Genomic DNA, 14,584 nt, shown 5'->3' with positions numbered 1-14,584 from the left:
CTATTTTCCTGGGTCTTAGCGTGCCCGATGCAGCAGGTAACCCCCAATACCGAACATGATCAGAATCGGAATAAAGACAAACCATGCCGGAGATGGCGCATAGACCAGACTGGCATAGCCGAGGAAATCCTGTAGATAGAAAAAGCCCAGACCGGCAAATAAGGCAATCACCAGACGAAAACCCATGGATTGCTGACGCAGCGGCCCGAAAATAAATGAACAGGCAATCACCACCAGTGCAATCAGGGCAAAAGGAGAACCGAGTTTCTGCCAGAAAGCCAGTTGATAGGTTTTTGGCACCTGACTATATTCATGCATATAACTTGTGAAACTGATCAGTTGGCTCGGTGACAAGTCTTCAGGATCGATGGTGACCATATGCACATATTTTGGCTGTAATGCCAGTGCCAAAGGTTGCTGTTCCTGCTTGATCAGGGTAGCACTACCATTTTGCAGAATATCGAACTGCTCGGTATTGCTTAATGTCCAGGAGCCATCTGTGACGAATTCACCCTGATCCGCTTGCAAGGTGCCGCGTAAGCGATAATTTTCATCAAAATCCAGCATCTGCACATTTTTCAGCTGACCTTGCGAATTGGCATAATCAATATAAATAAAGCGCTGCCCTTCCCGGGTCCAGTAACCCCGCACTTCGCCCAGTTGTGCGGCTTTACTCGAACTTTTTACGCTCTTGGCCTGTTCATTGGTATAGGGAATCACCCACTCGCTTAAGGCAAATGACAAGACCACCAGCAGTAATGCTGAACGGATCACCCAGCCAACAATCCGCCACAGACTGATCCCGATCGAGCGCATCACAATCAGTTCACTATTTGAGGCCAATGTGCCCAAACCTAAAACCGCACCGATCAGCGCCGAGATCGGCAGAATTTCATAAAGATAATTCGGAGCACCCCAGAGCACATATTTCAAGGCATCCCAGGCGCCATAACCTTCTTTTAGTGAACCCAGCTCACCCAGATAAGTAAATAACACCTGTAAACCCGCCAACACAGCGGTTGCACCCAGCATCGCCAGCGCAGTGGTTTGGGTCACATGTTTTGCAACTATACGACGTGCCAACATTATTAAGACCTCACTCGCTGAATCTGTTTCTTGATTTTCGGGGCCAAATTCTGTTTACGTGAGAACAAGGCACCCGCAATCGCATAAGCAATCAGGATCAATGGATAAGCCAAGATCCCCATTTCCTCTTTACTGATCCGGGTTTTCACGGCCATTAACGCCACAATCAGACTGGCAAAGATCATGAGCGCCGGAAATAACTTGAGATAACGACCTTGGCGCGGACTCACTTCAGACAAGGCCACGGCCAGAATCAAAGCAATCAGAATCGCAAATGGTACAAATACCCGCCAGCCTAATTCACTGGCCACCACAGGATCCTGACGGTTCTGCCACAATTGCGAGGTTGGCAGGGCTTCAACTTCAGCACTGGCAAACTGTGCTTCCTCATCATTTTCTAAACGCAGACGATAGCTTGCAAATTCAGCCTGGGTATATTGCGGAGTGCCCGGATAAATTTCATAACGGCGACCTTGAACCAGATCGACCACATTGGCCGCATCATTTGGCACCTCGATGCGGGTGGCTTCTTGGGCCAGAATCATCACATCCGGTTTACCGGGTTTTTCTGCCCGCTGATAGAAGAAAATATCTTTTAAGTTTTTACGGTCTTCAGACAGATCACCGGCATAAATGGTATAGGGGCCAGAGGAAATAAATTCTTTGGGTCGTACCAGATCAAAGCCGGTGCGTACCGCCTGACTGGTGGTCAGCGCTTCAAACTGGCGGATTCCCCATGGCGCTGCCCAGAGCATCAAGCCGGCTTGGGCAATGAGAAACACCAAGGTCATCGGCACCAGAAGGCGCGCCAATTGATGCCGGCTGACACCACTGCCATTCATCACCGCCATTTCATGGTCGACATATAAACGGCCAAATACCAGCATCAGGCCAATAAAGAAACCGAGCGGAAGAATTAAGGTTAAAAACTCAGGCAAACGGTAGCCAATGATGCTAAATAAAATGCCTGCATCCAGACGGCCTTGCGCTGCGACACCAAAATACTTGATCAGTCGGCCACCCATCATGATCAAGGTCAATAAGGCAATCACCACCAAGGATGTCGAGACAACTTGCTTGACCAGATAACGCCGAATAATCAAATTAATTCTTCCAAAATAAGGTCTATAAAACGAGTGCTAGTTTACCCGAATAGCAAAAATATAAAACCTAGACGGCCCTACCCATTGAAACTCTATTCAGATAAATGGTTCAATGACTGAATGATTTACAAATCTAGACAGGCGTGAAAACAGAATATGAAACTTACAATTAATACGTCATTCCCAGAGAATGGATCAAGTCAATCTTTGTTGATTTTAGTTGACTCAGAACAACTTCAAAATACCACCTCAACCTATCAAATCAACAATTTAGACCGATTAATTGAAGCATCTCAGTTCAAAGCGGCTTTGGCTGAAAGTCTGAGCCTGATTGGCCAAGTCAGCCAGTCCAGCCATGCAGCACTGATCGGTTTAGGCAAAGTCGCTGAATTGCAACCAGCAAAACTCGCAAAAATTGCCCAGACTATTATTCAGGCCACTCAAAAAAAATTCAAACAGATTTCTGTAGACCTGACACAACTTCCACAAGAATTGCATTATCTGTTTGCTCTGGCTTTGACCCAAGCCAGCTATGGTTATGATGAATATAAGTCGAAAAAGAATGAATTTGTACTTGAACAGATCGACCTGATTGCCACGCATAGCGTTTTAACGACAGAACAGCTGCAACTGGTTCAAGCAGTACAGAGCGGGCAAAACCTGGCACGTGATCTGGGCAACCGTCCGGGCAATATCTGTTTCCCGGAATATCTGGCAGATCAGGCCATCGCCTTGGCTGCTGAATATCCGGATTTACTGAAAGTCACGGTACTGGATGAACAACAGATGGCAGATTTAGGCATGGGTGCCTTCCTTGCAGTCAGCCAGGGTTCAGAGCGTCCGGGTCGTATTATCAGCATTGAATATCAATCAGAGCGTAGTGAAGCGCCAGTGGTCCTGGTCGGTAAAGGCATTACCTTTGATACCGGTGGTATTTCACTCAAACCTGGCGCAGGTATGGATGAAATGAAATACGACATGTGCGGTGCAGCCTCTGTACTGGGTACCATGCGTGCATTGTGTGAGTCCCGCTTAGCTCTGCATGTGGTAGGAACCATTGCCGCAGCAGAAAATATGCCTTCTGGTAAAGCCACTCGTCCAGGTGATATCGTCACGACGATGAGCGGTCAAACGGTTGAAATCCTGAATACCGATGCCGAAGGTCGTCTGGTGTTATGTGACACCCTGACCTATGTGAAACGTTTCAACCCTGCTCTGGTGATTGATATTGCGACCTTGACCGGTGCATGTGTGGTGGCTTTGGGTTCCGTGCTGACAGGTCTGTTCACACCAGATGATAAGTTGGCAGCAGAACTGGAAACTGCCGGCCAGCATTCATTTGACCGGGTATGGCGTATGCCGGTCATAGATGACTATCAGGAACAACTCGATTCACCATTTGCCGATATTGGCAATATCGGTGGCCCAAAAGCCGGTTCTGTCACTGCAGCCTGCTTCTTGCAACGTTTTACCCGTGAATATCGCTGGGCACATCTGGATGTTGCAGGTACAGCATGGAACTCAGGTGCCAATAAAGGCGCAACCGGGCGTCCAGTGCCATTATTGATGCAGTTCCTGGCCAACCGCGTTCAAACGAATGGCTAAGGTCAGCTTTTATTTATTTGAAAAAAGTCCTGAACGACAAGTCGAAAGTGCTTGTCGTTTATGCCGCAAGATTCTGCGCCAGCCGGCGCGGATCTGGTTACTATGTGCCGATGCAGCCTTGCAGCAGCAGCTGGATGAACGCCTGTGGATCTTTGATCCCGCGAGTTTCATTCCGCATGGCATTGATCAGCCTGAGGCGAGCGTGTGTATTTCGGCAACATTGCCTGAACAGTCCGACTGGATTATTTTCAATTTTAATCCGGAAGCACTTGAACCTTACGCAAAATTTAGTCACATTATTGAGATCATTGAAAACCATGAAACGGCTAAACAGCTGGGTCGTGAAAAATTCAAACAATATCGTCGTTTAGGTATTGAGCCCAACACCCATAAGCTTTAACCGATATCACCCACAAGGAGAGGCATGTGGCATTAAATGTAGGTCCAGATTTTAAACAGCGCTGGTTAAATGTGCCGGAAGCTGTACGTCAGACCTTTATCGATGACCTCTCTCGGATCTGTGACATTTTAAAGCCTGAAACCTCTTTAGAAGAATGGCAGATTCGTGATCAGCGCTTACAGCAGGAATCTGAACGCAAGATTGAAGAAGCCTATGCGCAGCGCAAGGCTGAATTGATTGAGGCTGCACGTATTCGCAGACAGCTGGCACTCGAACAGGCCTTGGCCGATAAACGTGCCGCAGAGCAGGCTGCGATTGCACAGTTACAGCAAGATGAACAGCGTAAATTTACTGAGCAGACCCAAGCCCTCGCTGACATAAATTTCAGTCTAGAGACAGAAATGCAGCATTATGTTGCCCGTTATCAGAAAAATCCTGAGCATAGTTTTGACTTTGCCCAAGGTCGTATCCAGATTGAAGACCACACCATTTTATCTGAATTAGAGAGTGTGCGTTTGCGTCTGGAACTTGAGGCAGAAACGGTGATTGAACAGACCATCAATGCACTAAGAGAACAAATGCGTGTGGCGGCCCAAGAAGAAATCGACTACATACTGAAAAATTCAGAATTTTCCGAGCAAGTGAGACCTGATTAAAAATCCCAACTCATATAAAAAGCCCGCTCATTCGGTAATGCTGATCAGTTAAAGAGTTTAGAAATAGATGCTTTAACTGTTTAGCCGTTCACGATGGAGCCTTAAGGTTTTACATCAAATATTTGTAAAGCATTGGTTAATTTGGTTTTGCCCAAATGAGAAGCAGAGCTTCGCAAGGAGGACATTCTCGCGGTGCAATACACCGCATGCCTCAAACAGTTGCGGATGACTTTTCCACCCATCAAATATAATCATGAATTTAAAAAAGAAAATACCCGTCAATTGCTTAACTGACTGGCATTCGGCTGATTCGGGCTTTTTAATTTGATCTTTTAGAGCACATCGGCCAGCATAAAGGCAGCATTTCCAAGCAGATAGCCAATAGTTAATAAAGTACCAATCCAGAGAATACCACCCGTAATATTATAAAAGCTGAATGTGGCAAAACTCATATGGGCTGAACCGGCAGCAAAAGGGCCAAATGAACGAACAAAAGGAATAAAACGCGCAATCAGAATGGTTTTACCGCCATGTTTCATAAAATAGTGATTGGTTTTCACCATATATTCTGGCTTGAAATAGCGTGAATGCCGATTAAAATATTTTAGGCCCAGCACTTTTCCAGTGTAATAATTCACGGTGTAGCCGAGTACCGATGCAGTAAAGAGCAGTAATCCCATCGAATGCAGGGTCAATATATCGCTGCTGGCACATAAAGCTCCTACAGCCAGCAATAAACTGTCACCGGGCAGAAAAAAGAAAAATACTGAGCCGGTTTCCGCAAAAATCACCAGAAACAGGATCGCGTAGATCCACACCCCATATTGATCAAGCAATAGCGGTAATGACTGTTCCAAGTTGAGTAAAAAATCGAGCATTCGACCCGTCCACCAAGGCAATATTTGCAAATTGAATTGCTGATTATCCCGAAAAATAAAAAAACAGTCTAATTTTTCAATCAGACTGTTCAGTATTTAAGCATTCCGCTTATTTTAAAAAGCCATTTTCAGCCAGAAAATCCATGCTGATCTTAGACTGTTCAGTGGTATCTGCGGCTTTATCACCGAGCAATAAACGCTCGATATAACGTGCCAGCACATCCACTTCCAGATTGACCTTGCTACCCACTTTCCAGGTACTGATATTGGTACGTTCAGCCGTATGCGGAATCAAGTTCAGACTAATCACACAGCCACGCAAGTGATTAATGGTCAGGCTAATACCATCGACTGTGACCGAACCTTTTTCTGCCAGATATCTGGCAATTTCAGCCGGTGCAGTGACTTCATAATAAATCGAGCGTGCATCTGCACGCACCAAAGTGATCTCGCCGACTGCATCGACATGACCTGAAACAATATGGCCGCCAAAACGCGTGGTCGGCAACATGGCTTTTTCGACGTTAACAGGTTGACCGGCTTTCCAGTTGCCCAGTGTCGTCCGGTTCAGACTTTCACGGGACACATCAGCTGCATACCAGTTTTCGCCCCAGTCTATGACTGTCAGGCAGATACCATTTGTAGCAATAGAATCACCCAGATGTACATCCGACATGTCCAGGTCAGTCTGGATACGTAAACGTACATCACCACCCACACTTTGCAGACTGTCTACTTTGCCAAGGCTTTCGATAATACCTGTAAACATTTTTATTTCCTTTTCTATTCTTTTACCAGAGTGCCAACTGGGTACTGACACCGGTGGTATCCACACCGCCCAATTCTGCATAATGATGCAACTGGCTGAGGAGTTGACGGATCGGTGGACCTGACCTGGCATGGGTATCGGTAATCACAATAAATTCCAGTACGCGTGCACGTTCAGATTGGCGCTGTTTGCTGACCCGATAACGTGGTACATCCTGAGTCAGCAAGGTCACCCGGCCACGTTTCAGGTTGGCCTGCAATAAATCAGTGGCGCTGATATTACCATCCGTTGAATAACTGGTCAGAATGAAACGCGCATTGATGGTCGCCAACAAGTTTTCATAGGCTTCTTTGGCATATTTGGAAGAGTTGTACTGGCTCGGACGCTCTTTGCGCCATGCCCGGTCAATCCCGCTCTTGAAGCCCTTGGTATCTGGCGTCGGTAAATCGGCCTGATCCCATAAGGTCAAAGCATTCAGGACATGGTAATTACTGCTATAGGCATGCTGATTATACGGTGGATCCAGATAAGCCACATCTACTTCAAAACCGCTCATCTGATTGGCCAGATGCTGGGCATCGACACACCACATTTCGGCAGCCATACCTTTCTTCTGATCCGACTCGCAAAAGCGGCTTGGGGTCAGCCACAGTAAAGATTCAATCCGTTCCAGCGCCGTTTGGGTTTTTCCGCCCCAGCCGTGGTGGAAACTCTTGAAAACGCCCGAGGTATTGCTGACAAAACTGGCTGAATACAGTAATGGTGCCAGCAAGGCAGACATCTCTACATCGTCAATGGCACCTTGGGCCTGCCAAGCTGCAATCTGCTGACGAATCGCATCAATACGCATGCCGTTACGACGTTTAAAGAACAAACGGTCACGGGCGGGATCATAAATTTCATCATTGCGCGGACACAGGTTATGCGTGACCCAGCCTTTCACTTCCGGCAGACGGTTCAGATAATCAATGGCTTTCTGATAGCCACCCAATTCTTTAAACGCCGGTGCTTCAGTACAGGCCAGCACCGCATGATTCAATGCATGGCTATAGGGTTCCCAGTCATTGGCAATCACGCGATAACCATTTTGACGGGCTAAGCGTGATACCACACCAGAACCAGCAAAAAAATCAGCAAAAATCGGCGCACGGCCATCTTCACGCTTCAGAGTTCCTGTAATTTCAAGTGCTTCCAGAATCAAATGTAATAAACGGCGTTTGTTGCCCAGATAAGGAACCAGCTGATGGAAAAGATATTCATCGGTGGTACGTGCCGCATGGCGACGTTTATGATAAACCGTAGACTCTGAACTCATAGTGTCTCTTGAAAAGGAATTAACCTGAAGCGCACGTCATCACCCAAGCGAGTCACATCGCGCAGCTTAAATCGGAGTTGTTCTGCCATAAGGCTGAATTCTGCATTAAACATAGTACGTGCAGACTGACCCAATAAGGTCGGTGCAACGTAACTGATCAGTTCATCAACCAATTGTTCTTGTAAAAATGCCGTAGATAAGGTCGCCCCTGCTTCCACCAAGACATCATAAATCTGATGCTGCTCAGCCAGCTGGGACAATAATTGTTTTAAAGGCTGTACCGGCAATTGTAACACACCCAGATCGGCCAGCTCTTGCCGAAAAGGTCCCATCACCAACACGGTGTCGGCTTGCGCTAGAATTTTCGCCGTTAATGGCAAACGCCCCTGACGATCCAAAATGATACGCTTGGGCTGTACTACTGTTTCAATATCTTCAATGCCATCGAGTTGCCGCACATTCAGCTGACAGTCATCGGCCAGAACTGTTTCAATCCCAGTGATGACTGCACCGGAAATGGCCCGCCAATACTGCACGTCCTGACGCGCCTCGGCTCCGGTAATCCATTTCGATTCACCGGATGCCATCGCCGTACGGCCATCCAGACTGGATGCAATTTTAAGTCGCACATACGGCATGCCGGTCGCCATGGCTTTCAGGAAACCTTGATTCAGCTGATGCGCTTGTTCCTGACCAATCCCGACTTCAACATCGATACCGGCATCTTTTAAAATCTGTACACCCTTGCCCGCCACCAGCGGATTTGGATCAGGACAGGCCACGACCACTTTAGCCACACCAGCTTCAACCAGACCCTTGGCACATGGCGGCGTTCGCCCATAATGCGCACACGGCTCCAAAGTGACATACGCGGTTGCACCACGTGCCTGCTCACTAGCCTGACGCAGCGCGAATACTTCAGCATGCGGCTGCCCTGCTTGAGGATGAAAACCCTCACCGATAATGACGCCATCTTTGACAATGACACAGCCGACATTCGGATTGGGCTTGGTCGAGTATTGACCTTGCTGGGCAAGCTGAATTGCGCGGCGCATCCAGACTTGATCTTGATTCAGTTCAGACATGCTTATTCTTGTGATTCTCGCTGTTGCATCTGTTCAATTTGATGACGAAAAGCTTCAACATCCTGGAAATCCTGATAAACCGAAGCGAAACGCACATAGGCCACGTGATCGAGTGCGAATAAAGACTGCATGACAATTTCACCGATGGTACGCGATTTCACATCACGCTCACCCAGACGGCGAATCTGTAACTGGATATCGCTCAAAACTGTTTCAATCTGCTCTTGGGTTACCGGACGTTTCTGCAAGGCATGCATCAGGGAACGACGTAATTTGGCTTCATCAAAGGGTTCATTTTTGCCATCCGATTTAATCACGCGCGGCATCACCACTTCATAACTTTCAAAAGTCGTAAAACGTTCATTACAACTGACACATTCACGGCGACGACGAATCTGACAGCCTTCAGCTGCCAGGCGTGAATCAATCACTTTACTGTCGGCAGTATTGCAAAATGGGCAATGCATAGCGGTTTAATTGAACAAATCCAGATGGATTCCGAGTGTAGCAAAAATTGCAAACTTTGTAGAGTCTTACGCAACATATAGAAAAAAAACAGCCCATTTGGGCTGTTTTGCACTATATATTGATTATTGTGTGTTTATTATTATTCGACACGTTCACCATGCTGGCTCAAATCCAGACCCATGCGCTCATCATCAGATGCGACACGGATACCAATGATCAAGTCAATCACTTTCAGGATAATGAACGTCATAATGGCAGAGTAAGCGATGGTCGCAAGTACACCTTCAACTTGAACCCAAAGCTGGCTCATCATGTTGGCTGGCGCAGCATCCCCCATAATGAATTCGCTGGCAAAAAAAGCGGTCAAAATCGCACCGACCACACCGCCTACACCATGCAGGCCAAACGCATCTAAAGAATCATCGGCTTTCAAGGCACGTTTCAGCGCAGTGATTCCCCAGAAACACACCACACCACCGATCAGACCCATCGCCAATGCACCACCGACAGTCACAAAACCTGCGGCTGGCGTAATCACCACCAGACCAGCAACTGCACCCGATACGCCGCCTAATACAGATGCTTTGCCACGTGCCAGTTTTTCAGTAATCAGCCAAGAGATCGCTGCCGCTGCCGCTGCCACTTGAGTCACCACCAGCGCATAACCTGCAGAGCCGTTCGCACCCAAGGCAGAACCACCGTTGAAACCGAACCAGCCCACCCAAAGTAAAGATGCACCCACCACAGTAAGGGTCAAGTTGTGTGGCGCCATCGATTCACGGCCCAAGCCCATACGTTTGCCCAGCATATACGCTGCTACCAGACCAGCAACACCCGAGTTGATATGAACCACTGTACCACCAGCAAAATCGAGCGCACCGTCATTACCCAACCAGCCGCCGCCCCAGACCCAGTGAGTAATCGGCGCATAGACAATCACTACCCAAAGTGCAATGAAGGCAACGAAAGCACCAAATTTCATCCGTTCTGCGATCGAACCACTAATAATTGCAACAGTAATGATGGCAAAAGTCATTTGGAAAATGACAAACAGAATTTCAGGAATGGTGCCTGAAAGCGCCTCTGTGGTAATACCGGCCAACATAAATTTGTCCAAGCTACCAATGAAGGCATTCCCTTCCCCGAAGGCCAGGGTATAACCGACAATCACCCAGACAATGCTGACGACTGCAGCGGCAATAAAGCTATGCGCCATGGTCGCCAGGACGTTTTTCTTACGGACCATACCGCCATAAAAGAGTGCTAGACCCGGAATGGTCATGAGTAAAACTAATGCGGTGGACGTTAAAACCCAAGCAGTATCACCTGTATCTAATGTTGCTTCTTCTTCTGCAGGTACTGCTGTTTCAACTGGCGCTGCTTCAGCAATTGCTGCTGGAGTATCTGCCGTATTATTCAGTGTGGTTTCGCCTGTTTCTTCAACAAGCACAATGTCTTCTGCGGGTGGTGTTGCTGTTGCAGCATTTTCAGCCCATGCAACAGAACCACCAAAAAGTGCGCCGGCCATGCCGAACGCAAGTAGCATTTTTTTCATTCGTATCCCCCAACCAAGTTTTTGTGAGTTCTTAGGTACTCAGCAAACTTCGTGCCAAGTTAGACAGCGTCTGCACCTGTTTCACCTGTACGAATACGGATGACTTGTTCTAAGTTCGTCACGAAAATTTTTCCGTCACCAATTTTTCCAGTGCTAGCAACACGCGTAATAGATTCAATGACGGAGTCAACCATGTCATCGCTAATCGCGATTTCAATTTTGACTTTCGGCAGGAAATCTACAACGTATTCAGCACCACGATAGAGTTCAGTATGGCCTTTTTGACGACCAAAGCCTTTCACTTCAGTTACAGTGATGCCTTGAACACCAATTTCAGACAATGCTTCACGAACATCATCCAATTTAAAAGGTTTTACGATTGCAGTTACGAGCTTCATGTTTGTTTTCCTTCGGCTTATTTCACCAGTAAGGTTTTACGTTCAAATTTCATGCCAAGATTCCTAAGGTCGGGGGAAATTAGAAAGCCCGGCATGCGGTTTATTTATACCTTATTTTATACTTATAAAGGTTTTGAATCTTTAAAAAACCGACATTTTTTATGTGGATTTTTACAATATCTCTTATCGATTAAGCCTATATTTTGTCTGAAATACTAGGGTCTGTATTCGAGCAATGCTAAACTGTCGCTTCCTTTCGATGGCGATGGATCAGACAATGATTGAAACCCTATTACAAGCAATTTTGCAGCAAGTTGAACAACCTAAGAAAGATCTGGAACAGAATATTCGTGCTCTATTAAATGAAGCTGTGACAAAAATGGATCTGGTGTCCAAAGAAGAAATTGAACGTCAACGTACTGCCCTCGATAATGCCAATCATCGCCTCAATGATTTGCTGAAACAGGTTGAAGCCTTAGAAGATAAAATTTCGAATAAAAAATAAGCACAAGTACAGTGCACAAAAGACCTAAGACCGATAAAAATAATGCACTAAATTGGAACAATAATAATGTCTTTTGCCAAAATTTATACGCGAGGCTTGCTTGGCCTGCACGCGCCTTTAATTGAAGTCGAGGTTCATGTCAGTTCCGGCATGCCTTCACTCACGATTGTGGGGCTTCCTGAAGCCGCAGTCCGGGAAAGTAAAGACCGGGTGCGTTCTGCCATTTTAAATAGTGGCTTTCAGTTTCCGACCAAACGCCTGACCATTAATCTGGCTCCAGCAGATCTACCGAAAGATGGTTCGCGTCTGGATTTACCGATTGCTTTAGGTATTTTGGTCGCCTCCGGACAGCTTCCGGAAAACTGCACCGATAATCTTGAGTTTATTGGAGAATTGGCTCTCGATGGTCAACTTCGCCCAGTCACAGGGATCCTGAGCATTGCGATTGCCTGTCAACATGATCAGCATCAACTGATGCTGCCGGGTCCGAATGCACAGGAAGCCTGCCAACTCCCGGACTTTAAGGTCTTTGCTGCCAATCATCTAAAAGAGGTCTGTGAGCATCTTGCTCAGACGCAGTGCTTAGCAGAAATACAAACCATTCCAGTCGATACCAACCATTTTTATAAATGTGATCTTGCCGATGTCAAAGGCCAATTGCGGCCACGGCGTGCACTGGAAATTGCAGCAGCGGGTGGCCATTCCCTGCTGTTTCGAGGACCACCGGGGACAGGAAAAACCTTACTCGCATCTCGATTAGCCAGTATTTTACCGCCTTTAAAAACCCAGGAAAATCTGGAAGTTGCCAGTATTTATTCAGTCGCCAATGCCAATCATCCTTTTGGCCAGCGGCCGTTTCGAGCCCCGCATCATACTGCTTCTGCTGTTGCACTGGTCGGTGGCGGCTCACACCCCAAACCGGGTGAAATTACGCTGGCGCATTTGGGCGTGTTATTTCTGGATGAATTGCCTGAATTTGATCGAAAGGTACTGGAAGTTTTGCGCCAGCCTCTGGAAGCCAAAGAAATTGTGATTTCTCGTGCATCACGTCAGATCACTTTTCCAGCCAATTTTCAGCTGGTGGCTGCCATGAATCCCTGCCCATGCGGTTATGCCTTTAATCAGGATATTCGCTGCCAATGTTCGCCTGACAGTATCAAGCGCTATCAGAACCGGATTTCAGGGCCGCTGCTGGATCGGATTGATTTACATATTGATGTACCGCCCTTACAGGCGCATGAGTTACAGGATAATCGGCCGACAGAGGACTCTGAAACGGTCAGACAACGCGTGATAGCAGCTTATGAGATTCAGATGCAACGGCAAAATAGCTTGAATATGAGTTTGAGTCCAAAGCAGCTAGAACATTATGCTGGCTTGGATCAGACTGCCCAGAATATGCTTGAACTGGCTCAACAAAAACTGAATTTATCCGCACGTGGCTATCATCGGGTATTACGGGTGGCACGTACTATTGCTGATTTAAATCAAAGCACAGAAATCCAGAGTCAGCATCTGTCTGAAGCTTTGTCTTATCGGGGACAGCAACAGATCTAAATCAACAGATAAAAAGCGACCTGAGGTCGCTTTTTATCTGGAGGAAATTAGAAGCTGTAAGCCAACCCGAAGACCACTTTATTATTTTGTTTTACATCATTACGATCATAACCACCCAGAATATAATTCATGCTTGCCGTTACGCCTGTATCGGCAAGCGGCTTGCTTAAACCGATATCAAAATGACGGAAGCCAAAGCTTTCAGTTGAGTCAGGAACATAATCACCACTTTCTTTATAAATATACAAACCCAGTGCGGTATCCAGGCTAAAATCATGAGGTAAGGCATAGCTATAGCTGCCTTTGAGGTAGGTATCGCCAGTATTGCCCCAAGCGGTATCTTCCAAAAGTGTTTGAGCGCTTATACCGAAATCTTTGTAGCTCAGACCTAACATGGTTTCAAAGCCATTCGAGTCTGTATTTCCGACATCATAGTAATAATAGTAAGTTAGACCGATGGTATAAGCCGAATCTTCATTGATTGAACCGTTATAACCTGCATAAAAGTTATTTTCGAATTCGCTACCATTATCGCTGCCATAATCTAGGGTTGAACCCCACCATCCTGCATAAAAACCAGAGGCATGGTTATAATCGAGTCCACCTTGTAATGTCGCGCCTTTATTTTCAGGTACATTGGTGATACCACGCAAGTTATAGCTCGAAAGTACGCTAATATTTCCAGAGAATGTATGTTCCGATGCAGGTTCAGCTGCAAAAGTGAAAGTAGATGCAGCACCCAGCACAGCAACGGATAAGGCTTTTAAAATTAGTTTCATTATATGGCTCCCCAAGACCGTCCTCAGACGTTTTTATGATCATTTATTGCACTCGGGATAAACTTTGCAAAAGCTATGCCAATCGAGAAAGAAATACAAATGAGCTAAAAATAGAAAAATACTTTCCACTTTAAGCATTTGATTTAAAATTAAAAAATAGAATATTTAAAATACCTTTACGCTGGATAATTCATTCTCAAAATGTTTTTCAATACTCTCTTATTGTTTTTTTAAACAATATATATTTATTTACATATTGCCTCTTTTTAACCCCATTTCCATATTGATTAAAATTTATGCTAAAAAACAGTGCATCATCACCACTCTTGATCTTGTTGTAGAATTTTAACTTTAAAAAAGTAAATAGACTGAACAGTTCTAGGATGAAGATGCTTAAGCTCATTATTTTGATATTTAAATATACT

The 14,584-nt window shown here is 46.1% G+C and carries 15 protein-coding genes; 5 read left to right on the top strand and 10 right to left on the bottom strand.

What is annotated here, in order from left to right:
- Nucleotides 1-15 precede the first annotated feature (15 nt).
- Nucleotides 16-1,086, bottom strand: coding sequence for an LPS export ABC transporter permease LptG (gene lptG, locus FTV48_RS02460; RefSeq protein WP_005094459.1), 1,071 nt, complete (start codon nucleotides 1,084-1,086; stop codon nucleotides 16-18).
- A gap of 2 nt (nucleotides 1,087-1,088) precedes the next feature.
- Nucleotides 1,089-2,189 (bottom strand): LPS export ABC transporter permease LptF, encoded by a 1,101-nt coding sequence (gene lptF / locus FTV48_RS02455; RefSeq protein ID WP_179999288.1) that lies wholly within the window; start codon nucleotides 2,187-2,189, stop codon nucleotides 1,089-1,091.
- Nucleotides 2,190-2,345: 156 nt separating this feature from the next.
- Here lptF and FTV48_RS02450 point away from each other — a divergent pair, with 156 nt between their 5' ends.
- Genes FTV48_RS02450 through FTV48_RS02440 form a run of 3 tightly spaced genes read left to right on the top strand, consistent with a single transcriptional unit; the run spans nucleotide 2,346 to nucleotide 4,850 of the window.
- A complete protein-coding gene (locus FTV48_RS02450) occupies nucleotides 2,346-3,794 on the top strand; it encodes a leucyl aminopeptidase (RefSeq protein WP_005094464.1) in 1,449 nt (482 codons plus the stop codon).
- A complete protein-coding gene (locus FTV48_RS02445) occupies nucleotides 3,787-4,194 on the top strand; it encodes a DNA polymerase III subunit chi (RefSeq protein WP_179999286.1) in 408 nt (135 codons plus the stop codon). The genes FTV48_RS02450 and FTV48_RS02445 overlap by 8 nt, the downstream gene beginning before the upstream one ends.
- Nucleotides 4,195-4,220: 26 nt before the next feature.
- Complete coding sequence (locus FTV48_RS02440) at nucleotides 4,221-4,850, top strand: hypothetical protein (RefSeq protein WP_179999284.1); 630 nt, start codon at nucleotides 4,221-4,223, stop codon at nucleotides 4,848-4,850.
- A 332-nt stretch (nucleotides 4,851-5,182) separates the two neighbouring features.
- Here FTV48_RS02440 and FTV48_RS02435 read toward each other — a convergent pair whose 3' ends face one another.
- The 7 genes from FTV48_RS02435 to glnK all read right to left on the bottom strand — a co-directional run bounded on the left by FTV48_RS02435 (nucleotide 5,183) and on the right by glnK (nucleotide 11,318).
- Nucleotides 5,183-5,728 (bottom strand): VTT domain-containing protein, encoded by a 546-nt coding sequence (locus FTV48_RS02435; RefSeq protein ID WP_005169036.1) that lies wholly within the window; start codon nucleotides 5,726-5,728, stop codon nucleotides 5,183-5,185.
- Between the two features lie 109 nt (nucleotides 5,729-5,837).
- Nucleotides 5,838-6,497 carry a riboflavin synthase gene (locus tag FTV48_RS02430; protein ID WP_179999282.1) on the bottom strand — a complete coding sequence of 220 codons (660 nt, stop codon included), beginning with the start codon at nucleotides 6,495-6,497 and terminating at the stop codon, nucleotides 5,838-5,840.
- A 22-nt stretch (nucleotides 6,498-6,519) separates the two neighbouring features.
- Nucleotides 6,520-7,812 carry a DNA adenine methylase gene (locus tag FTV48_RS02425; protein WP_005094477.1) on the bottom strand — a complete coding sequence of 431 codons (1,293 nt, stop codon included), beginning with the start codon at nucleotides 7,810-7,812 and terminating at the stop codon, nucleotides 6,520-6,522.
- On the bottom strand, nucleotides 7,809-8,897 hold the full coding sequence (ribD, locus tag FTV48_RS02420) for a bifunctional diaminohydroxyphosphoribosylaminopyrimidine deaminase/5-amino-6-(5-phosphoribosylamino)uracil reductase RibD (RefSeq protein ID WP_005169044.1): 1,089 nt from the start codon (nucleotides 8,895-8,897) through the stop codon (nucleotides 7,809-7,811). Before ribD ends, FTV48_RS02425 begins: the two co-directional genes overlap by 4 nt.
- A gap of 2 nt (nucleotides 8,898-8,899) precedes the next feature.
- A complete protein-coding gene (gene nrdR / locus FTV48_RS02415) occupies nucleotides 8,900-9,364 on the bottom strand; it encodes a transcriptional regulator NrdR (protein WP_005094481.1) in 465 nt (154 codons plus the stop codon).
- A 140-nt stretch (nucleotides 9,365-9,504) separates the two neighbouring features.
- The gene (locus tag FTV48_RS02410; RefSeq protein WP_100357788.1) at nucleotides 9,505-10,920 is read right to left on the bottom strand and encodes an ammonium transporter; all 1,416 of its coding nucleotides are present in this window, start codon (nucleotides 10,918-10,920) and stop codon (nucleotides 9,505-9,507) included.
- Nucleotides 10,921-10,979: 59 nt separating this feature from the next.
- Entirely contained in the window at nucleotides 10,980-11,318 is a 339-nt protein-coding gene (gene glnK / locus FTV48_RS02405) for a P-II family nitrogen regulator (RefSeq protein WP_005094485.1), read from the bottom strand.
- A 277-nt stretch (nucleotides 11,319-11,595) separates the two neighbouring features.
- Between glnK and FTV48_RS02400 the strand changes: the two genes are divergently transcribed.
- Nucleotides 11,596-11,823 (top strand): accessory factor UbiK family protein, encoded by a 228-nt coding sequence (locus FTV48_RS02400; protein WP_005094487.1) that lies wholly within the window; start codon nucleotides 11,596-11,598, stop codon nucleotides 11,821-11,823.
- A gap of 66 nt (nucleotides 11,824-11,889) precedes the next feature.
- Nucleotides 11,890-13,380: a YifB family Mg chelatase-like AAA ATPase gene (locus FTV48_RS02395; protein WP_179999280.1), complete on the top strand. Its 1,491-nt coding sequence runs from the start codon at nucleotides 11,890-11,892 to the stop codon at nucleotides 13,378-13,380.
- A gap of 47 nt (nucleotides 13,381-13,427) precedes the next feature.
- Here FTV48_RS02395 and FTV48_RS02390 read toward each other — a convergent pair whose 3' ends face one another.
- The gene (locus FTV48_RS02390) at nucleotides 13,428-14,159 is read right to left on the bottom strand and encodes a TorF family putative porin (RefSeq protein WP_179999278.1); all 732 of its coding nucleotides are present in this window, start codon (nucleotides 14,157-14,159) and stop codon (nucleotides 13,428-13,430) included.
- Nucleotides 14,160-14,584 lie beyond the last annotated feature (425 nt).

The organism is Acinetobacter sp. YH18001 (assembly GCF_013416975.1).
Lineage (GTDB): Bacteria > Pseudomonadota > Gammaproteobacteria > Pseudomonadales > Moraxellaceae > Acinetobacter > Acinetobacter pseudolwoffii.
Note: the sequence above shows the minus strand (reverse complement) of the source record. Positions and strands in the feature narration are given on the sequence as shown.

Excerpts from the sequence above, each read along its gene's own strand:
- lptG (WP_005094459.1), bottom strand. The coding sequence starts at position 1,086 with ATGTTGGCACGTCGTATAGTTGCAAAACATGTGACCCAAACCACTGCG.
- FTV48_RS02450 (WP_005094464.1), top strand. The coding sequence starts at position 2,346 with ATGAAACTTACAATTAATACGTCATTCCCAGAGAATGGATCAAGTCAA.
- FTV48_RS02445 (WP_179999286.1), top strand. The coding sequence starts at position 3,787 with ATGGCTAAGGTCAGCTTTTATTTATTTGAAAAAAGTCCTGAACGACAA.
- FTV48_RS02435 (WP_005169036.1), bottom strand. The coding sequence starts at position 5,728 with ATGCTCGATTTTTTACTCAACTTGGAACAGTCATTACCGCTATTGCTT.
- FTV48_RS02430 (WP_179999282.1), bottom strand. The coding sequence starts at position 6,497 with ATGTTTACAGGTATTATCGAAAGCCTTGGCAAAGTAGACAGTCTGCAA.
- FTV48_RS02425 (WP_005094477.1), bottom strand. The coding sequence starts at position 7,812 with ATGAGTTCAGAGTCTACGGTTTATCATAAACGTCGCCATGCGGCACGT.
- ribD (WP_005169044.1), bottom strand. The coding sequence starts at position 8,897 with ATGTCTGAACTGAATCAAGATCAAGTCTGGATGCGCCGCGCAATTCAG.
- nrdR (WP_005094481.1), bottom strand. The coding sequence starts at position 9,364 with ATGCATTGCCCATTTTGCAATACTGCCGACAGTAAAGTGATTGATTCA.
- FTV48_RS02410 (WP_100357788.1), bottom strand. The coding sequence starts at position 10,920 with ATGAAAAAAATGCTACTTGCGTTCGGCATGGCCGGCGCACTTTTTGGT.
- glnK (WP_005094485.1), bottom strand. The coding sequence starts at position 11,318 with ATGAAGCTCGTAACTGCAATCGTAAAACCTTTTAAATTGGATGATGTT.
- FTV48_RS02400 (WP_005094487.1), top strand. The coding sequence starts at position 11,596 with ATGATTGAAACCCTATTACAAGCAATTTTGCAGCAAGTTGAACAACCT.
- FTV48_RS02395 (WP_179999280.1), top strand. The coding sequence starts at position 11,890 with ATGTCTTTTGCCAAAATTTATACGCGAGGCTTGCTTGGCCTGCACGCG.
- FTV48_RS02390 (WP_179999278.1), bottom strand. The coding sequence starts at position 14,159 with ATGAAACTAATTTTAAAAGCCTTATCCGTTGCTGTGCTGGGTGCTGCA.